The 18,725-nt window shown below is 60.3% G+C and carries 18 protein-coding genes and 1 riboswitch; of the genes, 15 read left to right on the top strand and 3 right to left on the bottom strand.

Annotation, left to right across the window (positions count from 1 at the left end; translation table 11 throughout):
- Nucleotides 1-12 precede the first annotated feature (12 nt).
- A riboswitch (cobalamin riboswitch) is annotated at nt 13-223 on the top strand.
- A 35-nt stretch (nt 224-258) separates the two neighbouring features.
- From ACR0LZ_RS17790 to ACR0LZ_RS17780, 3 genes are all read left to right on the top strand, one after another.
- On the top strand, nt 259-429 hold the full coding sequence (locus ACR0LZ_RS17790) for a CbtB domain-containing protein (protein ID WP_480751289.1): 171 nt from the start codon (nt 259-261) through the stop codon (nt 427-429).
- A gap of 3 nt (nt 430-432) precedes the next feature.
- The gene (locus ACR0LZ_RS17785; protein WP_480751288.1) at nt 433-1,125 is read left to right on the top strand and encodes a CbtA family protein; all 693 of its coding nucleotides are present in this window, start codon (nt 433-435) and stop codon (nt 1,123-1,125) included.
- Nucleotides 1,126-1,191: 66 nt separating this feature from the next.
- Nucleotides 1,192-1,674, top strand: coding sequence for a hypothetical protein (locus ACR0LZ_RS17780; RefSeq protein WP_480751286.1), 483 nt, complete (start codon nt 1,192-1,194; stop codon nt 1,672-1,674).
- Here ACR0LZ_RS17780 and ACR0LZ_RS17775 read toward each other — a convergent pair.
- On the bottom strand, nt 1,662-2,021 hold the full coding sequence (locus ACR0LZ_RS17775) for a DUF1636 family protein (protein ID WP_480751284.1): 360 nt from the start codon (nt 2,019-2,021) through the stop codon (nt 1,662-1,664). The genes ACR0LZ_RS17780 and ACR0LZ_RS17775 overlap by 13 nt on opposite strands.
- Nucleotides 2,022-2,168: 147 nt before the next feature.
- Between ACR0LZ_RS17775 and ACR0LZ_RS17770 the strand changes: the two genes are divergently transcribed.
- The 7 genes from ACR0LZ_RS17770 (at nt 2,169) to mdoH (ending at nt 11,663) form a co-directional block, all read left to right on the top strand.
- Entirely contained in the window at nt 2,169-2,633 is a 465-nt protein-coding gene (locus ACR0LZ_RS17770) for a DUF302 domain-containing protein (RefSeq protein WP_480751282.1), read from the top strand.
- A gap of 77 nt (nt 2,634-2,710) precedes the next feature.
- Complete coding sequence (locus tag ACR0LZ_RS17765; RefSeq protein ID WP_480751280.1) at nt 2,711-4,330, top strand: thiamine pyrophosphate-binding protein; 1,620 nt, start codon at nt 2,711-2,713, stop codon at nt 4,328-4,330.
- Complete coding sequence (locus ACR0LZ_RS17760) at nt 4,317-5,501, top strand: CaiB/BaiF CoA transferase family protein (RefSeq protein WP_480751279.1); 1,185 nt, start codon at nt 4,317-4,319, stop codon at nt 5,499-5,501. Before ACR0LZ_RS17765 ends, ACR0LZ_RS17760 begins: the two co-directional genes overlap by 14 nt.
- Nucleotides 5,502-5,681: 180 nt before the next feature.
- Nucleotides 5,682-7,052: a tetratricopeptide repeat protein gene (locus ACR0LZ_RS17755; RefSeq protein ID WP_480751278.1), complete on the top strand. Its 1,371-nt coding sequence runs from the start codon at nt 5,682-5,684 to the stop codon at nt 7,050-7,052.
- A gap of 29 nt (nt 7,053-7,081) precedes the next feature.
- Nucleotides 7,082-8,299, top strand: coding sequence for an OpgC family protein (locus ACR0LZ_RS17750; protein ID WP_480751276.1), 1,218 nt, complete (start codon nt 7,082-7,084; stop codon nt 8,297-8,299).
- On the top strand, nt 8,296-9,795 hold the full coding sequence (locus tag ACR0LZ_RS17745) for an OpgD/OpgG family glucan biosynthesis protein (RefSeq protein ID WP_480751275.1): 1,500 nt from the start codon (nt 8,296-8,298) through the stop codon (nt 9,793-9,795). The genes ACR0LZ_RS17750 and ACR0LZ_RS17745 overlap by 4 nt, the downstream gene beginning before the upstream one ends.
- On the top strand, nt 9,792-11,663 hold the full coding sequence (mdoH, locus tag ACR0LZ_RS17740; protein WP_480751273.1) for a glucans biosynthesis glucosyltransferase MdoH: 1,872 nt from the start codon (nt 9,792-9,794) through the stop codon (nt 11,661-11,663). Before ACR0LZ_RS17745 ends, mdoH begins: the two co-directional genes overlap by 4 nt.
- On the opposite strand, the gene ACR0LZ_RS17735 is transcribed toward mdoH, so the two are convergent.
- Both ACR0LZ_RS17735 and ACR0LZ_RS17730 read right to left on the bottom strand, forming a co-directional pair.
- Entirely contained in the window at nt 11,664-12,488 is an 825-nt protein-coding gene (locus ACR0LZ_RS17735; protein ID WP_480751271.1) for a CE1 family esterase, read from the bottom strand.
- The gene (locus ACR0LZ_RS17730) at nt 12,485-12,937 is read right to left on the bottom strand and encodes a rhodanese-like domain-containing protein (protein ID WP_480751270.1); all 453 of its coding nucleotides are present in this window, start codon (nt 12,935-12,937) and stop codon (nt 12,485-12,487) included. The genes ACR0LZ_RS17735 and ACR0LZ_RS17730 overlap by 4 nt, the downstream gene beginning before the upstream one ends.
- Nucleotides 12,938-13,188: 251 nt before the next feature.
- On the opposite strand from ACR0LZ_RS17730, the gene ACR0LZ_RS17725 reads away from it, so the two are divergent.
- The 5 genes from ACR0LZ_RS17725 to ACR0LZ_RS17705 are packed head-to-tail and all read left to right on the top strand — an operon-like array spanning nt 13,189 to nt 18,724.
- Nucleotides 13,189-16,065, top strand: a complete 2,877-nt coding sequence (locus tag ACR0LZ_RS17725) for a monovalent cation/H+ antiporter subunit A (RefSeq protein ID WP_480751268.1) — start codon at nt 13,189-13,191, stop codon at nt 16,063-16,065.
- A 1-nt stretch (nt 16,066) separates the two neighbouring features.
- A complete protein-coding gene (locus tag ACR0LZ_RS17720; protein ID WP_480751267.1) occupies nt 16,067-16,426 on the top strand; it encodes a Na+/H+ antiporter subunit C in 360 nt (119 codons plus the stop codon).
- A complete protein-coding gene (locus tag ACR0LZ_RS17715; protein WP_480751265.1) occupies nt 16,423-17,964 on the top strand; it encodes a monovalent cation/H+ antiporter subunit D in 1,542 nt (513 codons plus the stop codon). The genes ACR0LZ_RS17720 and ACR0LZ_RS17715 overlap by 4 nt, the downstream gene beginning before the upstream one ends.
- Nucleotides 17,961-18,458 (top strand): Na+/H+ antiporter subunit E, encoded by a 498-nt coding sequence (locus ACR0LZ_RS17710; RefSeq protein WP_480751263.1) that lies wholly within the window; start codon nt 17,961-17,963, stop codon nt 18,456-18,458. The genes ACR0LZ_RS17715 and ACR0LZ_RS17710 overlap by 4 nt, the downstream gene beginning before the upstream one ends.
- Entirely contained in the window at nt 18,455-18,724 is a 270-nt protein-coding gene (locus ACR0LZ_RS17705) for a K+/H+ antiporter subunit F (RefSeq protein WP_480751261.1), read from the top strand. Before ACR0LZ_RS17710 ends, ACR0LZ_RS17705 begins: the two co-directional genes overlap by 4 nt.
- The last annotated feature ends 1 nt before the right edge of the window (nt 18,725 follow it).

Genomic DNA, 18,725 nt, shown 5'->3' with positions numbered 1-18,725 from the left:
CGACTGCATCGCGGCTAAATGAAAGGGTCTGGTCCTGCCGGAGAATTCCGGTGCTAAGAGGGAATTTGGTGCGGCCATCCCGGTGGTCAAATCCAAAGCCGCCCCCGCGACTGTAAGCGGTGAGCTTCTGTTCAACCAGCCACTCCCGGAACTGTCCCGGGGGGAAGGCGAACAGAGGCACCGACCCGCAAGCCAGGAGACCTGCCAGGCAAGAAACGAAACACCGGCCGTCGGGTGCGGCGGCTCAGGAGGACTAAAATGACGACCAAAACGCTCAAGGCATCTGCTGCCGGTTCGGCCATCCTTCCGGCTCTGTTTGCTGTTGTTCTGGGTCTGGGGATCATCACCCTGACCGGCCATGTTCAGGCATCCGCCCTGCACGACGCCGCTCATGATGTGCGCCACTCAACCGGCTTCCCCTGCCACTGACCCATGTTCAGTCGCATTCTGACCAGCGCGTTGTTCGCTGGCGCTGCAGCAGGGCTGATCACCGCCCTGCTGCAGCTCGTATTTGTGCAGCCCGTCCTGCTTCACGCTGAACTCTACGAGTCCGGCGAATTGGTGCATTTCGGAGCAGCCGCCGTTTCGGCACATCCGGATCTGCCGGGGTTCGACCTGATGCGCGATGGGCTGAGCATCGTGTTCACCATGCTGACCTATACCGGCTATGCGCTGGTGCTGGTGGCCCTGATGTCGATGGCAGAACGGATGGGCCATGAGGTCAATGCCCGCACCGGCATCCTGTGGGGGTTGGCGGGCTTCATCACTTTCCACTTCGCGCCCGGACTGTCCTTAGCGCCTGAGGTGCCCGGTGTGGCCTATTCCAACATCACCGCGCGCCAGATCTGGTGGACCGGAACCGTGGCAGCGGCAGGTGTCGCCATGTGGCTGATCGCGTTCGGTGGCAATCTGATCAGCTACCTGATCGCGACCGTGCTGCTTTTGGCGCCGCACCTGATCGGAGCCCCCGAACCCGACAGCTTTACCGGCCCGGTTCCGACCGAACTGGGCGCCCTGTTCGCGGCGCGCGCCTTTGGTGTCGGTATGGCCGCCTGGGCTCTGGTGGGCACGTTTGCCGGATATTTCTGGCAGGCCGAAGGAAAACGCGCCGAAGCCAACGCGTAATCGTTTGCTGATGCATCCCGCCGGGCCAGACGCCCGGCGGGATTATTTATATCAAAAGGATACGAGATGTTCCGATCTCTCGCACTTTTCGGCATCGGCCTGATCTTTGGCGCTGGCGCAGGTTTCGTGACGGCGGCGGGTTATGGCGTGACATTTGAAGGCCACGATCACGGCGACCCGGCCCAACACGGCGAAGCCGTTTCACATGATCATGCCACAACCGTAAATTTTTCATCGGGCGCGGACGCACCGGGCCTTGAGGTCATGCTTGCCAAAGATCCGATGGCCGGTTGGAATCTGCATGTCATTCCGCGGAATTTCCGCTTTTCCCCGGAAAATGCCTCGCTTGCGGACAGGCCGGGCGAAGGCCATGCGCATGTCTATGTCAATGGTGCCAAGCTGGCGCGCCTTTATGGCGAGTGGATGCATATCGACGAATTGCCCAAAGGCGAAGTCGAGATCGAAGTCTCTCTGAACGCCAACGATCACAGCCAGCTGACTGTGGATGACGTGCCCGTCGCCGCCTCGGTCGCGGTTCAGGTCGACTGAATCGCCGGTATCCGCGCGCGCAGGCACAGGCGAAGCCGCCCGCATGGTCGGGCGTCTTCGATCCAGCCCGAGGCGCTGTCCAGATAAGTCTGGCAAGTGGCGGCGATGTCGTCAGCATCCTTGACCGGATCAAGGTCGGAAAAGACATACGAGGCCAGTCCCTGCCCCTGCAACCCCAGGGCAACCGGTTGCTCGCATGCGCTGAAACAGGCGTGTTGCGTAAGTTCGACCCGATCGGAAAGCCCGGCCTTTGCAAGCGCATCTGTCACGGCATCACGCTCGGCCTCGCGATCCCGCACTCCAAGGCAGCTGGAACAGATCAGCAATCGAATACGTTGGGTGGTCATGTATGGCCCATGCTTGCGTCGGGCCGTTATTGCGGGTTTCGACCTGCATGCGCAAGCCGGGTTTGATCGGATGGACACGGGATTGTGACACCGGACATATGCAAAATCTGGCATCACAGTCTTGTCAAACCAACCGGAGCTGGAACGATGAAACGTCTGTGGACAATCCTTTGCCTTGCCGCCCTGCCCGCTTGGGCCGGTGATCTGGAACCCCGCGAAGGATGGGAAGTTCATCAATCTACCAAGACCTATGAAGATCTTGTCTCCGACACCGCGGCGGCGATCAAGGGCAACGGCCTGATCGTAGTGACGCAGGCGGGGCCGACCAAGGCTGCGGCGGCGCGCGGCATCACCATCCCCGGCAACCGTGTCATGGGGGCGTTCAATAACGACTATGCCGTGCGCGTGCTGGAGACATCGACGGCAGCCATGATCGAGGCGCCGATCCGTTTCTACGTCACAGAAAACGCGGACGGTACCGCAACGCTGTCCTACAAGACGCCAAGTTTCGTCTTTGCGCCCTATCTGGATGAGGGCGGCGATGAACTGGCCGCCATTGCACAGGAATTGGACGGAAAGTTCCAATCCGTGGCGGAATCGGCAGTAAAATAGTCACACCGGCGTGAAGGCGCTTGCACCTTCCTGCTCACTCCGCAATCTGCCTGTCGAAAACGAACGGAGCGTTTGAGATGCAGGAAATCGTGCCCCGCGCAGCGGATCTTTTGGCAAGACGGCTATACGAGGCCGGCTGCCGCCACGCCTTTGGCATGCCGGGCGGTGAGGTTCTGACCCTGGTCGACGCGCTGGAACAGGCTGGGATTCAGTTTCATCTGGCCAAGCATGAAAATGCTGCCGGGTTCATGGCCGAGGGGGTCCACCACCGCGACGGCGCGCCCGCCATTCTGGTTGCTACATTGGGTCCGGGCGCGATGAATGGCATCAACGTGGTCGCAAATGCGTTTCAGGACCGGGTGCCGATGATCGTGTTGACCGGTTGCGTCGATGCGGATGAGGCGCTGACCTATACGCATCAGGTGATGGATCACGCGCAGGTCTATCGCTCGATCACCAAGGGAACCTTCATGCTAACGCCCAACGGGGCCGACATCGTTGCCGACAAGGCGGTTTCCTTGGCAACCCAGGCCCGCCCCGGCCCGGTGCATATCGACGTGCCGATCTCGGTGGCCGATGCGCGCGTTTCGGTTCCGAGATTGCGGCGGCTGGCCGCTGCCGCGCCGGTGACGCCGCAGGGAACCTGCCTCGAAAAGGCCCGCCACTGGATGGCCGAGGCCGAGCGCCCCGTTGCGATCATCGGTCTTGACACGCTTTATGACGGGTCGCAGCGGGTACTCAGGGCATTTCTTGAGCATTTCGGAATTCCTTTTGTCACCACCTACAAAGCCAAGGGCATTCTGCCTGAGGATCACCCGTTGTGTCTGGGCGGGGCCGGGTTGTCGCCGCTAGCGGACAAACATCTGCTGCCACTGGTGGAAAAATCCGACCTGATTTTCTGTATCGGTTATGACCCGATCGAAATGCGCCCCGGCTGGCGCGAAGTTTGGGACCCGAATGAACAGCGCGTCATCGACATCTCGGCGGTGCAGAACGATCACTATATGCATCAGGCGAGCCTGAGTTTTGTCGCCGACACCGCAGCGACGCTGGAAGCAATGGCCAAGGGCGTCCCGGCACGAGAGACTTGGCCGGACGGCAACCCGGAGCAGGTGCGCAAGGCACTTGCGCTGGCTTTCCCGTTCGACGACGAATGGGGGCCTGCAGCCGTCATCGCCGAGACGCGCGCTGTCATGCCCGGCAATACGCTGGCCACGGCCGACAGCGGCGCGCATCGCATCCTGCTGAGCCAAATGTGGGAATGCTTCGAGCCGCGCGGGCTGATCCAGTCTTCGGCGCTGTGCACCATGGGCTGCGCCGTGCCGATGGCGATCGGGCTGAAACTGGCCGAACCGGATCGACCGGTGATCAGCTTTTCCGGCGATGCCGGTTTCCTGATGGTGGCCGGGGAGTTGGCAACCGCCCGCGAAATGGGTGGAAATCCGATCTTTCTGGTCTTCGTCGATGCGTCGCTGGCACTGATCGAGTTGAAACAGCGCGGCCGTCAGATGACGAACCGGGGCGTGGATTTCGAACACCACGACTATGCCGCGATGGCGCGTGCCTTTGGCGGGTACGGCCACACCGTGCGTAACCGGGCCGAGTTGCGGATTGCGCTTGCGGAAGCCGTGCAAGCGGACCGGTTTACGGTCATTGCGGCGGAAATCGAACGGGGGGGTTACGATGACCGTATCTGAAGGACCGCTGACAGGCGTCAAGGTGCTGGACCTCAGCCGCATTCTGGCCGGCCCTACCTGCACCCAGTTGCTGGGGGATCTGGGCGCAAACGTCATCAAGATCGAAAACCCCGCGACCGGGGGCGACGATACCCGTCAATGGGGGCCGCCCTATGTCGAGGATGGCGAGGGAAACCGCAGCGACCTCAGCGCCTATTTCATGTCCGCCAACCGAAACAAGAAATCCGTGGCCATCGACATAGCAACACCCGAGGGGCAGGCGGAGATCCGGCGGCTGGCAGCGCATGCCGATATCCTGATCGAGAATTTCAAACCCGGCGGACTGGGGAAATACGGTCTGGACTATGACACGCTGTCCAAAGATCTGCCCGGTCTCGTTTACTGTTCCATTTCCGGCTATGGGCAGACCGGGCCGAACTCGGCCAAGCCGGGATATGATCTGATGGCGCAAGGCTATGGCGGGATCATGTCATTGACCGGCGAACCGGATGGTGCCCCGATGAAAGTGGGCGTCGGAATCGCCGACGTGATGTGCGGGATGTACGCCACCGTCGGCATTCTGGCAGCTCTGCGGCACAAGGAACGCACCGGTGAAGGACAACAGATCGATCTGGCGCTGGTCGACGCGCAGGTTGCTTGGCTGATCAACGAGGGCGTGAACTATCTGACATCGGGCCAGGTTCCGCAACGGCGCGGAAACGGGCATCCGAACATCGTACCCTATGACGTGTACGAAACTTCGGACGGGCATGTAATCCTTGCCGTGGGGAACGACAGTCAGTTCAGACGGTTCTGCGGTTATGTCGGGCTGGACGCCCTGCCCGACGACCCACGTTTTGCCACCAATCCGGCGCGGCTGGAAAACCGCGATGCGCTGAACGCGTTTTTGCGACCTGCCTTGGTGCAACGGCAGACCGCGGATGTCATCACCGGCCTTGAGGGATTGAAGGTTCCGGTTGGTCCGGTCCGGTCGCTGGATCAGGTTTTCAGCTCGGATCAGGTTGCGGCCCGGGACATGCAGATCGACATGCAGGCGGTGCCCGGCGAGGTGCATCTGATTGGCAATCCTCTGAAGTTTTCGCGTACACCGGTGAGCTATCGCCACGCCCCGCCGGTTTTCGGAGCTGACACAGATCGCGTTCTGAGTGCCGATGACCCATTCAAAAACTGAAACACATCACGCCCGATAAGCAGGGGTTTGCTGAAACATGCCGTTGAATCGGCGGATTATTTCGCGAAATCGGCACACGTCCCTTCACCAATTCGCGAGCACCGTCGATACTGATACGGGGGTCCAATAGAGTTTGTTAAGTCAAGCGCAGACCTAACACCCAATGGATTGGACCCACGCATGAAACAAGACGTATTCGGACAAATGAACAGCCTGTACCACGCGGACAGTGTCGAGGCGTGGGATGGCGTTCTGCTGGGGTTCATGGCGCATTCCGCAGTCACGCCGCAACATTTGGGCAAAGTACTGGAACTGGAACCCGGATTTGCCCTTGGGCATGCTGTCAAAGGGCTGTTCATGCTGCTTCTGGGGCGGCGCGAATTGTTCTCCATCGCCTCCGATGCGCTGGCGTCGGCCGAAGCGGCGATGGCAGAACAACCGATCTCGAAGCGCGAGCGCCATTTTGTCGAGGCGCTGCGTCTGTGGCTGGCCGGCAGCCCGACGCGATCGATTCAGGAGTTCGAAGCCATCCTGCGCGATCACCCGCAGGATACGCTGGCGATGAAGCTCAGCCACGCGGTGAGATTCGTTCTGGGCGATCCCGAAGGCATGCGGCGGTCGATCGAGCGTGTGATGCCCGCCTATGAACCGGATCATCGGGGCCGTGGGTATCTGCTGGGGTGCCACTCTTTTGCGCTGGAAGAAACCGGCGCTTACGAAAAGGCGGAAATCGCGGGCCGTCAGGCGCTGTGGATGGTGTCGGACGATGCGTGGGGTCTGCATGCGGTCGCCCATGTCCACGATATGACAGGAAATGCAGCGCAGGGTCTGGAATGGTTATCCGGACGCGAGGATGCCTGGAAGCACTGTAACAACTTCCGCTATCACGTCTGGTGGCACAAGGCGCTGATGCATCTGGATCTCGGCCAGATCGACCAGGCCCTGGATCTTTATGATCAGGAGGTTCGCAAGGACCGGACCGACGACTATCGCGATATCTCGAATGCGACCTCGCTGTTGAGCCGACTGGAGCTGGAAGGCATCGACGTAGGCGACCGTTGGCAAGAATTGGCCGACCTGAGTGCCGCCAGAACGGAAGATGGCTGCCTGATCTTCGCAGACCTGCATTATTTGCTTGCTTTGACAGGCGATAATCGTGATAGCGCAATCTCGAAAATGCTTCAGCGAATCCACCGAGATGCAAAGCTGGCCAATGATGATACAACACGCCGTATGGCAGACCCGGGAGTCGCGGCAGCGCATGGGTTGGAAGCTTTTGGTAACGCCCAATACGGGGTTGCCTTCGATCATCTGGCGGCCGCCCGTGGTTCGATGATACTTGCGGGCGGGTCGCATGCTCAGCGGGATGTGTTCGAACGGATCACCATCGACGCTGGAATTCGAGCAGGCAGACTGGATGCGGTCGAGCGTATTCTTGACGACCGCCGCGCCAAAAGATCAGGGGGTGAGGACAATTACGCCCTTGCCCGCCGCGCCTTGATCGACGCGGCACGTGGCGGAGAAGGCGCGCAAAGCGTTCCCGCCGAATAAACCAAAGAACCTGGAAGGACAGAAAACGCATGGCGACAATTTCGCCCGCAACTGATTTTGCACCGGCGGTGGCCAGATCCAAGGCCGCCGTGGGAACACGCGATCCGCGACTGGATTTCTATCGCGGCATCGCGATGTTTATTATCCTGATTGCCCATACGCCGAATGATCCTTGGGCAAAATGGATTCCGGCGCGGTTCGGGTTCTCGGACGCCACCGAGATCTTTGTGTTCTGTTCAGGCATGGCCTCGGCCATCGCCTTTGGTGGCGCGTTCGTACGCAAGGGTTGGTGGATGGGAACCGCGCGCGTCGCGTTCCGCACCTGGCAGGTCTACTGGGCGCATATCGGTCTGTTCTTCTTTGTCGCCATGTCCATGGCCGCGCTGGACATGTCCGGATATTTTGACAAAAGTTATGTTGCATCTCTGAATCTGCAGCATTTCTTCAACGATCCGATGCCGCAGATTGTCGGGATGTTCACCCTGACTTATGTGCCGAACTATTTTGACATCCTGCCGATGTATCTGGTGGTTCTGGCGATGATGCCGCTGATGATGGGGCTGAAACAGATCGGGTTCTGGGCAGTCGCAGCCGCGTCCCTCGGCATCTGGATGATCGCTCAGACCGGCGCCTTGGCGCTTCCAGCCGAGCCATGGTCGGACCGTCAGTGGTTCTTCAATCCCTTCGCCTGGCAGTTGCTGTTCTTTACCGGCTTTGCCTTCATGCGCGGCTGGATTCCAGCCCCCCCGGTATCGAAAACCCTCATGTGGATCTGCGTTCTGTTTGTGGTCTTGTCCGCTCCGTTCGGGTCGTGGAAAGTGTTCCTTTGGGTCGATGCCTGGAACAGCGATGTCGCAGACCAGATCCGCAAGACCTGGCCGCTGACCGAGGAGCTGCGTAGCAAGACCGAATTCGGCTTGTTGCGCTATCTGCATTTCCTTTCGCTGGCCTATATCGGCTGGGTAGTCGCGGGCGAGCATGGCTCGCGCCTCGTTGCCGAGGGCGAAGGGTTTGGAGCCCAGGTCTGGCGCTTTTTGCTGACCGTCATCACCAAGGTTGGACAGCAATCCCTTGCAGTGTTCGTGTTTTCCATGGCCGCCGCCCGCCTGATCGGGGTGGTTCTGGAACATGTCGAACGCGATGTCATCACCGTCTTTGTCATTAACATGATCGGCTTTGCCATGCTGATCGGCGTTGCCTATGTGGCGGGCTGGTTCAAGTCGCATCCCTGGAAGTCTCAGAAATGAAATTCACACGTCGCGCATTTCTTGCATCAACTTCGGCCCTGGCATTGACGCCCGCCGCATTTGCGACCGGGTCGGCAGTTCCGTTCAGCCATGACATGGTCATCGCCGAGGCCCGTGACCTGGCGAGCCGCCCCTATGCCGAACGCGAGTCGGTGCCCGAAGCGTGGCGCAACCTGACCTATGAGCAATATCGATCGATCCGGTTCCGGATCGAAAAGGGCCTGTGGTACGGCACGGAAACCCCCTATTCCATCGATTTCTTTGCGCCGGGGCTCTATTTCCCGCGCTCGGTCCAGGTGTTTTCGGTCCAAGGCGGAATGGCAACGCCGGTGGGGTTCGATCTGTCGATGTTCGACAAGTCCGACGAAGTCCCTGAACTGCCTGTCGGCGATACGCTCGGCTTTTCCGGCCTGCGCCTGCGCACTGAAATGCACCGGCCCGGCAAGACCGATGAGTTCTGCGTGTTTCAGGGCGCCAGCTATTTCCGCGCAATCGGCCTGCACGAGGCGTACGGCCTGTCCGCACGTGGTCTTGCGCTGAAAACTGGTGACCCGGATGGCGAGGAATTCCCTGAATTCATCCAGTTCTGGCTGGAGCGCCCCGCCGTGGGACAGCGCAACATGATCGTGCATGCGCTGATGGACAGCCCCAGCGTGACCGGGGCATACAGGTTCGACATCACGCCCGGGCAGGATTGTGAAATGGACGTGCAGGCGACGCTGTTCCCGCGCGAGGAGCTGCCCCACGTGGGCATCGGTCCTCTGACCTCGATGTTCCTATATGATCAGACCAACCGCACGCGGTTCGACGATTTCCGCCCCGCCGTTCACGACAGCGACGGGCTGATGATCCGCAACGGTGCCGGAGAGGTGATCTGGCGCCCGCTCGCCAACCCGAAAACCCTGCAGGTTTCGTCCTTTGTCGACCAAAACCCGCGTGGATTCGGCCTGATGCAGCGGGCGCGGGAGTTCTCGGATTTCGCAGATCTTGAGGCGCATTATCACAGACGCCCCGGTGTCTGGGTCGAACCCAAGGGGGATTGGGGCAAGGGAACCGTGACGCTGGTCGAAATTCCGGCGGATCAGGAAATCTATGACAACATCGTCGCCTATTGGCGCCCTGCGGAAGCTTACACACCGGGCAGCCAGATCGACCTGGCCTATCGTCTGCTTTGGGGAGAGGAACCCAAGCGCACACCGATGCCGCGCGTCATCAACACCGCGATGGGTGACAAGACATTCGGGTCTGGTCGGCTGGTCGTGATCGATTTCGAGGCCAACGAAGTGTTCGACGATCTGGACGCGCTGACCGTCATCGTTCAGTCACCCCATGTCGAAACCGCACCCCCGGTCCTGCAACGCAACCCCGATACCGGCGGCGCACGACTGGCGTTTTCCTTTGAACCGGGTGAACGCGACCATGTGGAGCTGCGCGCGCAATTGCGCAGCGATGGCGAGCCTGCTTCCGAAGTCTGGCTGTACAGGTGGACTGCATGAACCGCGATCTGCACATCATGCCGCCCGAAGCACCGCTGGCGATGCCGGCGCAGGATTTCGGGTGTGAGTTCCGGGATGCCAAGGCACCCGGCACGCAGCCCGCGCAGTCTATTACCCTGTGGCGAGCGCTTGCTTTTTCGCCCGCGATGGCAGCAACCCTGTTGTTGTTGTGGGTGATGCAGGACTGGTTTTCAGGCGACGGTTTCAGTGTGATCGAGGCTGTTCTGCTGGCTCTGATCTCGTTCAATTTCTTCTGGATCGCCTTTACCGTCAGCACCGTCGTCCTGGGCATGGTTTCGCTGTCGCGCCAGGGGAAACCGGAGCGTCAGGCCAAATCTCAGCGCCTTCGCGTGGCGCTGCTGATGCCGGTCTACAACGAGGTTCCGTGGTATGTGCTGGGCAATGCCCGCTCGATGCTGGAAGAATTGCACGCACGCGGCGGGGCACATCGCTATGCGATGTTCATCCTGTCCGACACGCGCGACCCCGCCATTGCCGCCGAAGAGCAGGCCAGTGTAGAAGCGCTGCGCACTACGCTCGCCCCCGATCTTGAGCTTTATTATCGCCGCCGTGAACAGAATACCGACCGCAAGGTCGGCAACATCGCCGACTGGGTCAGCCGTTGGGGTGGCGACTGGGATGCGATGCTGGTGCTGGATGCCGACAGCCTGATGACGGGCCGCGCAATCACCCGGCTGACCGATGCATTGTCCCGCGATCCGGGTGCAGGCCTCATCCAGAGCTTTCCGCAACTGATCGGCGCACAGTCGATGTTTGCCCGGATGCAGCAGTTCGCCAACGGTGTCTATGGCGTGGCCTTTGCCGAGGGGCTGTCGCGCTGGTGCGGACAAGAGGGCAACTATTGGGGCCACAACGCGATTATCCGGACCGAAGCCTTCGCCAGCAGTGCCGGATTGCCAAAGCTGCGCTCGCTGACCGGCGGTGAAAAGCTAATCATGAGCCACGATTTCGTCGAGGCCGGCCTGTTGCGCCGCGCCGGGTGGACCGTACGCTTTCTGCCGCGCATCCGTGGCTCGTACGAAGAAACGCCCCCGACCCTGATCGACCATATTCTGCGTGACCGCCGCTGGTGTCAGGGCAACCTGCAACACCTGAAACTGCTGAACTCGCGCGGATTCCGCCCGATTTCACGCTTTCACATGTTCCACGGCGCGGTCGGATACCTGATGTCGCCGCTGTGGTTTGCCCTGCTGTTGATGTGGGCGCTGATCGGTGAGGGCAAGGACGCGTCTGTCCTGCACTACTTCAGTCCCGACAATCCGCTTTTCCCGCAATGGCCCGAGATGTCCGAGACGCGTCATGTGCTGATCATTCTGGTTATGTATGCGATGTTGCTTGCCCCCAAGCTGCTGGGTATCGCCGCCCTGCCGCTGAGCGGAGCGCGCTATGCCGATTTTGGCGGCGGCTGGCGTTTTGGCGTTTCGTTCGTGTCGGAATTGATCCTGTCGATCCTCTATGCTCCGATCCTGATGGTACAACAGATGATCGCCGTGTTTCGTACCGCGCTTGGCCTGCAAAAGGGCTGGTCGCCCCAGGCTCGCGACGGAGGACGTTACAGCCTGACGACATTGGTCGTCTGCCATGCGCTGGAAACCGTCAGTGGTCTGGCACTGGGCGCGGGAATTTTCTTTGGTCTGGTCTCGGTTTGGCTGGCGCCCATCGCCATCAGCCTGGCGCTTGCCGTGCCTCTTTCGGCGCTCAGCGGAGTCTCGGCGGGCGCGGCGCGACGTTTGCTGGGCATGCGTGAAGAGTTCCGCGAACCCGCAATCACCCGCACCGCTCGCCGCCACCGTGGCGAACTCAAGGCGCTGCTGGAGGGCAAGGGTAACATGACCCCGGCGGAATGATCAGCCGCCGGGCAGCCCTTCGTACCAATCGACCATCATGTCGGCCCACCCACTGGGAACATTGTGCCCACCGGAATGCAGCGCAAATTCCAACGCGCTGCCATCTGAACAGCGGGTCCATTTCCGGCGCATGAACTGATCGTTGTTGCCGATGCTGTCGGGGATGTTGTCGACACATCCGTTTGCCGCACGCCAGATCTCCAGCCCGGCAAAGATATCCCCCTGCTGAAAGCGTCCGCCGCCCAGAAACCTGCCCTCAAGCGGGACCACGTTATCCGCCCAACCGTGGGTGTGAAACAGCTTTACCGGCCCTTTGCAGCTTTGCGGGTGCGGACGCCAGAATCCGCCGGACACCGGTGCATAGGCCGAAAACGCGTCTGGCGCGTCGCAGGCCAGGTAGTTGACCAAAAAGCCGCCTGCGGAAAACCCGGCCAGCACCACACGTTCCCCATCGACACCGAACCGTTGTGCGGCATCCTCGACAACCGAGGTCAGAAAGGCGGTCTCGTCGCGCCCTTCGCGGTCGCGGCCGGGATAAAAGTTCCAGCTGCGCCGCCGGTTGGGCCGCACCTCGCCCATGGGCGCCATCACCGCATATCCTCGTGCCAACAGCGGCTCGACCATGGTCCGGTTCTTCATTGTGCTTTCGCCGCTGCCGCCATAGCCGTGCAGGAAGATCACCAAGGGCGGATTGGTCTGCTCGGGCAGTTCGATGTGATATTCGCCCATGGCGGTTTCACATACACCCGCATCAGGGCCGCACATGGCGGATACCGCTGAGGCTGATGTCGCAAGGCACATGGCCAGACCAAGGGCTCGGATCATCCCGTCTCTCCGTCATACTTGAACACCGGCAATCCGGTTCTGACCCAACCGGGTCCGGCACGAGAGCCAAGCATGCCCTCGGGTACGTCGATAATAGCGGAAAACCCGGCCTGGGTCAGCTTGTTGCTCAGCCGGGCCGAGCGCACACCGCGCGCGCAAATCAACGCGATGGGGCGGCTGGTGTCGCCCCCGACAATACTTGTCAGAGCGTCGATGAAATCCTCGCGCCGCATGTCGAGTGGTTTGGCACCTTCCCCGACGCCGGATGCGCGCCACTCCTGCGGTGTTCGGATATCGATCAGCAATATCTCGTTGTCCGTCGCTTTTTGGTGAGCTTCGGATACGCTGAGACGCCCACCGCCATAGTCTTCGGGAATCAGCCTGTATTCACGGACGCCCCAGCCGACTGCCAGTGCAGCGGCCGCCATCAATACAAGGCGGCGTGACAACTTTGGGGATCTGCTCAACTCAAAACCCATATATGAAACTCGACTTTTCCAAAAACACTTTTACCACAACCTGACGCCGCCCGCGCCCGTACTTTGCCGGGCCACGATCAAGAATGCGTCAAGACGCGCTTGGACTCATTTTCCTGCCTCCTTGGCCCTAGAAAAACCGGAAATTCCCTTCGAAACTGGACACTCGGGCAAAAATCCTTACTGATTTCCTTTAATTTGCGCGCAACACCCGGAGGCTACCGTTGTCACTCTTCCTCATCGCGGCCCTTCCCTTTATCGGAGCTGTCTTTCCCGCCCTGCTGATCCGCGCCGGCCGAAACGCCGCTGCATCGAGCGCCGGACTGACCAGTTTTCTGGCCCTCGCAGGGTTGTTGATTCACGTGCCTTCGGTGATGAGAGGCGAGTTGGTGACAGCCCGGTTCGACTGGATACCGGGTTTGGGTCTGAACGCGAATTTCATGCTGGACGGGCTGGGATTGCTGTTTGCCTCGCTCATTCTCGGAATCGGGCTTCTGATCATCCTCTACGCACGTTTTTACCTGTCACGCGAAGACCCGATGGGACAGTTCTATTCCTACCTTCTGCTGTTTCAGGGCGCCATGGTGGGCATCGTTCTGAGCGACAACATATTGTTACTTATAGTATTTTGGGAGCTTACCTCGCTGAGCTCCTTCCTGTTGATCGGGTACTGGAAGCACCTGCCCGAAGGCCGTCAAGGCGCGCGCATGGCCCTGGCGGTGACCGGGTCGGGTGGATTGGCGATGATCGCGGGCATGCTGATTCTGGGCAATATCGTGGGGTCCTATGACCTGAGTACGATCCTGCAGAACAAGGACATCATCCAGTCCTCGCCGCTATACCTACCTGCGCTGATTCTGATTCTGCTCGGTTGCTTTACCAAATCGGCGCAGTTCCCGTTTCATTTCTGGCTGCCGCACGCGATGGCGGCACCCACACCGGTTTCCGCCTATCTGCACTCGGCCACGATGGTCAAGGCGGGGCTGTTTCTGATGGCGCGGATGTGGCCTGCGCTGGCGGGCACTTCCGAATGGTTCTACATCGTCGCCACCACCGGGTTGGTGACGATGGTGATCGGCGCGGTCATCGCGCTGTTCAAGGACGACCTCAAGGCGCTTCTGGCTTTCTCCACCGTCTCCCATCTGGGCCTGATCACCATGCTTTTGGGCTTTGGAACCCAGATTGCCGCCGTGGCGGCAGTGTTTCACATCATCAACCACGCCACGTTCAAGGCCGCGCTCTTCATGACCGCAGGTATCGTCGATCACGAGGCGCATACACGCGACATCAAACGATTGGGCGGGTTGCGGCACCTGATGCCGATCACGTTTACCATCGCCACCATCGCCGCGTTGTCGATGGCGGGCCTGCCGCCGCTGAACGGCTTTCTCAGCAAGGAGATGATGCTGGAAGAGACTGTGCACACCGTCTGGAACCACTCACACTATCTGGTTCCGGGCCTCGCGCTATTGGGTTCGCTGTTTTCGGCGGCCTATTCGTTCCGCCTCATCGCGCATGTATTCCTGGGTCCCAAGCGCGACGATTACCCGGCCACACCGCATGATCCCGGCGTCGGCATGTGGTTGTCGCCGGCGTTTCTGGTGATGCTGGTGATCGCCATCGGTCTCTTTTCCAAAGCGATTGTTGGTCCGCTGGTTGCAATTGCCTCGACTGCCGTCATTGGCGACGACCACCTGCCCTATTACTCGCTGAAGATCTGGCACGGCTTCACCCCTGCGCTGTACATGTCGGCAGTGGCAACCGTCGGCGGACTTGTCCTGCTTTGGCAGCACGGAACGCTCGAGCGGATCTGGAACAGCCTGCCGCGCCCCGAAGCAAAGACCATCTTCGACGCGGTTATCGGCGCCTTTACTGCCATGAGCCGCTGGATCACCGACAGTCTGCATAACGGTGTACTCAGCCGCTATGCCGTCATTTTCGTCGCGTTCACCGTGGGTCTTGGGTATTACGCCTATTCCAGCGGCAGCATCGGCGCCCCCACGCGCGTTCCCCTGCCCGCCCCGATCATCCCGATCATCGGCTGGATCTGTCTGGTCGGCGCGACGATGGCGATCATGTATTTCCACCGAAACCGCCTGCTGGCACTGGTCCTGATTGGCGTTGTCGGGCTGATCGTGTCGATGGCCTTCAACTATCTTTCCGCCCCCGATCTGGCGCTGACCCAGATCTCGGTCGAAGTGGTGACCATGATCCTGCTGTTGCTGTCACTGAACTTCATGCCGACCGTGACACCGTGGGACAGCTCTCCGCAGCGGCGATGGCGGGATGCAGCTATTTCTGTCGTGGCCGGATTGGGAACCGGCGGCCTGATCTATGCGATGATGATGCGGGATTTCGCCTTTCCGACCATCTCGGATTTCCACCTCGCCAACTCCTACAAGGGCGGTGGCGGCACCAACGTGGTAAACGTCATCCTCGTGGACTTCCGCGGCTTTGATACCTTTGGAGAAATCATCGTTCTTGGCATCGCGGCCCTGGTGATCTTTGCCCTGACCGAGGCTGTTCTCGCGACCAAGGTTCGCGCCTATCTGCTGAACCGCAAACCGCACTGGCCGCAGTCGGGAGATTCGCACCCGCTGATGATGGTTGTCGTCACCCGCGTGATGATGCCCATTGCCCTTATGGTCGGCGCCTATATCTTTGTGCGCGGGCACAACCAGCCGGGCGGCGGGTTCATCGCGGGCCTGATCGTGGCCATAGCCTTCCTGATGCAATACATGGCCAGCGGTTTCACCTGGGCCGCCGAGCGGCAGCGGTTCTATTACCACGCCACCATCGGCTGGGGCGTGCTGATCGCGGCGGCCACCGGCCTTGGCGCCTGGTTCAACGACATGCCGTTCCTGACCAGTGACTTCGGCTACCTCCATTGGCCGCCTCTGGAAGAGTTCGAGTGGGCCACCGCGATGCTGTTCGACACCGGTGTGTTCCTCGCCGTTCTGGGTGCGGTCATGCTGGCGCTTGAAAGCCTGTCGAGATTTGCCTGGCAGCCGGGCATTGCCCAGAAATACCCGATGGATATCAACCCGATGCGCGACTATCTGGATGAAGCCGAAGGAACCGGCGAAAGGGAGGAGGCCTGATATGGAAGCTTTGGTTGCATCCGCCGTGGGCATCATGACCGCCGCCGGGATTTTCCTGATCCTGCGTCGCCGCACCTTTCCCATGATCCTCGGGTTGTCGTTCCTGAGCTATGCGGTGAACGTGTTTCTGTTCGCCACCGGGCGGTTGGCCACGAACGCGCCTCCGGTTCTGAACAAGTACAAGGAGGTCGCTTATACCGATCCGCTACCACAGGCGCTGGTGTTGACGGCCATCGTGATCTCGTTCGGGATGACGGCGGTGATCGTGATCATCTCGCTCGGCGCCTATTTGTCGTCCAAGGACGATCACATAGACATGACCGCCCACGACAGCGTGGATGAGGCAGGAGAAGAGGCATGAACCACTGGATCGTCGCCCCGATCGTTCTGCCCGCGATCCTGGCCCCGTTCATCGTCATGGTCCTGCGCCATCATCTGGACCTGCAGCGCATCTTTTCCGTCGCAGGCGCGGTCGGCTTGCTGGGCGTCGCCCTGACGCTGACGGCGCAAGCCGCGACCGGGGACATACAGATATACGAACTTGGAAACTGGCCGGCACCGTTTGGCATTGTTCTTGTGCTCGACCGTATGTCGGCCATGATGGTGCTGCTGACGGCGATTCTGGCGCTGCCGGTCCTGCTTTACGCCATCGGATCCGGCTGGGACAAACGTGGCAGGCATTTCCACCCATTGCTTCAATTCCAGTTGATGGGGGTCTGCGGCGCATTCCTGACAGGGGATGCCTTCAACCTGTTTGTGTTTTTCGAGGTTCTGCTGATCGCCTCCTACGGCCTGATGATCCACGGTGGTGGGTCGGTTCGGCTGAAGGCGGGCGTGCAGTACGTCACCTATAACCTGCTGGGATCCACCCTGTTCCTTTTTGCTCTGGGCACGCTGTATTCCATCACCGGAACGCTCAACATGGCTGATCTGGCGGTGAAAGTTGCGGAACTGCCTACCGAGGACACCGCTTTGTTGCGCGTCGGCGCGGTGTTGCTGCTGCTGGTTTTCTGCATCAAGGCCGCAGTCCTGCCGCTGCATTTCTGGCTGCCCGCCAGTTATGCCAACGCGCCGTTGCCGGTTGCAGCACTTTTTGCGATCATGACCAAGGTGGGTGCCTACTCGATCCTGCGGATGTATACGCTGGTCTTTGGTCCCGATGTCGCGATATCGCACGGGCTGGTCGGGGATTGGCTGTTGCCTGCGGCGGTTCTGACGCTGGCGGTCGGCACCATCGGCATTCTCGGCGCACAGCACATTGCCCGTCTGGTCGCTTTTGCGGCCATCGCGTCCATGGGAACGTTGCTGATCGCGATTTCGCTGTTCAACGTCGAGGCGGCGACCTCGGCGCTTTATTATATCGTGCACTCGACCTTTGCGACCGCCCTGCTTTTCCTCGTCGCCGATCTGGTTATGGAGCGCCGCGGCGGCGCTATCGAGAGCAAACCACCGATGGCACAAAACGGCCTGATCGCCACGTTGTTCTTTATCGGCGCAATTGCTGCTGCCGGGATGCCGCCGCTGTCGGGTTTCGTGGGTAAGCTTCTGGTGCTGGATGCGGTGCGCGACGCCACCGATTATGCGCTGATCTGGGCGGTTATCCTGATCAGCTCCTTCGTCACCATCGTGGGACTGGCGCGGGCAGGGTCGCTGATCTTCTGGAAAAGCTACGAGGCGCAAAGCCCCTTGGAACCTGCATCGGATGCTGAGCCGGAAGATCCTGCACCGGTCGCGTCACCATCCGGGCTGGCCTTCACCGCCGTCTTCGGGGTTGTGGCCGGTCTGGTCCTGCTGACCCTCTTCTCGGGACCGGCATTGGAGTATGCTTCGGCCACAGCGGCACAACTCTTTGCGCCGCAAACCTATATTGATGCTGTTCTGAGCGGAGGACAGGGATGAAACTGATACGCCGGGTTTTCCCGCACCCTCACATGTCAGTGCTTTTGACTGTCGTCTGGTTGTTGCTGGCCAACGCACCTTCACTGAACTCTTTGGTATTCGGTTTGTTCCTGGGGATTGTCATCCCGTTTGTCACCCAACCCTACTGGCCCGACCGTCCCAAGCTGCGGAACTGGCCGATGGTGGCGGAATACATCCTGGTCGCGCTATACGACATCATCGTCGCCAATATCGCCGTGGCCCGGATCGTTCTGTTCAAACGCGATGCCGACCGGCAGCCCGCCTGGATCAGCATTCCGCTGGAACTGCGCACGCCCGAAGCTATTACTGTTCTGGCCGGCACCATTACCATGACCCCTGGCACCGTCAGCGCAGATCTGTCGGCACAGGGGCATTATTTGCTGGTGCACTGCCTTGACGCGCCCGATCCGGACGCTGTGCGCGACGAGATCAAGCACCGGTACGAACGCCGCCTGAAGGAGATTTTCGAATGATCACCTACGCGATCTATTTCACCTTTGCCTGTTTCGGAGCGGCCATCATCATGTGTCTATGGCGCATCATCACCGCCGACGGCGTCGGAACTCGGGTTCTGGCGCTGGACACAATGGTCATCAACACCATCGCCTTGCTGGTACTCTACGGGCTGTTCATCGGCACCGAAATATTTTTCGAAGCCGCGATGATCATCGCCATGCTGGGCTTTGTATCGACCGTGGCCTATGCGCGCTTCATGCTGCGCGGCAACATCATCGAATGAG

This window comes from Ruegeria sp. CI1 (assembly GCF_056536925.1).
This window is presented reverse-complemented; position numbering and strand designations above follow the sequence as displayed.

What these genes read in the sequence shown, in the direction of transcription:
- ACR0LZ_RS17775 (WP_480751284.1), bottom strand. Translation starts at nt 2,021, where the DNA reads ATGACCACCCAACGTATTCGATTGCTGATCTGTTCCAGCTGCCTTGGA.
- ACR0LZ_RS17755 (WP_480751278.1), top strand. Translation starts at nt 5,682, where the DNA reads ATGAAACAAGACGTATTCGGACAAATGAACAGCCTGTACCACGCGGAC.
- ACR0LZ_RS17705 (WP_480751261.1), top strand. Translation starts at nt 18,455, where the DNA reads ATGATCACCTACGCGATCTATTTCACCTTTGCCTGTTTCGGAGCGGCC.
- ACR0LZ_RS17760 (WP_480751279.1), top strand. Translation starts at nt 4,317, where the DNA reads ATGACCGTATCTGAAGGACCGCTGACAGGCGTCAAGGTGCTGGACCTC.
- ACR0LZ_RS17745 (WP_480751275.1), top strand. Translation starts at nt 8,296, where the DNA reads ATGAAATTCACACGTCGCGCATTTCTTGCATCAACTTCGGCCCTGGCA.
- ACR0LZ_RS17735 (WP_480751271.1), bottom strand. Translation starts at nt 12,488, where the DNA reads ATGATCCGAGCCCTTGGTCTGGCCATGTGCCTTGCGACATCAGCCTCA.
- ACR0LZ_RS17790 (WP_480751289.1), top strand. Translation starts at nt 259, where the DNA reads ATGACGACCAAAACGCTCAAGGCATCTGCTGCCGGTTCGGCCATCCTT.
- ACR0LZ_RS17750 (WP_480751276.1), top strand. Translation starts at nt 7,082, where the DNA reads ATGGCGACAATTTCGCCCGCAACTGATTTTGCACCGGCGGTGGCCAGA.
- ACR0LZ_RS17785 (WP_480751288.1), top strand. Translation starts at nt 433, where the DNA reads ATGTTCAGTCGCATTCTGACCAGCGCGTTGTTCGCTGGCGCTGCAGCA.
- mdoH (WP_480751273.1), top strand. Translation starts at nt 9,792, where the DNA reads ATGAACCGCGATCTGCACATCATGCCGCCCGAAGCACCGCTGGCGATG.
- ACR0LZ_RS17720 (WP_480751267.1), top strand. Translation starts at nt 16,067, where the DNA reads ATGGAAGCTTTGGTTGCATCCGCCGTGGGCATCATGACCGCCGCCGGG.
- ACR0LZ_RS17710 (WP_480751263.1), top strand. Translation starts at nt 17,961, where the DNA reads ATGAAACTGATACGCCGGGTTTTCCCGCACCCTCACATGTCAGTGCTT.
- ACR0LZ_RS17765 (WP_480751280.1), top strand. Translation starts at nt 2,711, where the DNA reads ATGCAGGAAATCGTGCCCCGCGCAGCGGATCTTTTGGCAAGACGGCTA.
- ACR0LZ_RS17715 (WP_480751265.1), top strand. Translation starts at nt 16,423, where the DNA reads ATGAACCACTGGATCGTCGCCCCGATCGTTCTGCCCGCGATCCTGGCC.
- ACR0LZ_RS17780 (WP_480751286.1), top strand. Translation starts at nt 1,192, where the DNA reads ATGTTCCGATCTCTCGCACTTTTCGGCATCGGCCTGATCTTTGGCGCT.
- ACR0LZ_RS17770 (WP_480751282.1), top strand. Translation starts at nt 2,169, where the DNA reads ATGAAACGTCTGTGGACAATCCTTTGCCTTGCCGCCCTGCCCGCTTGG.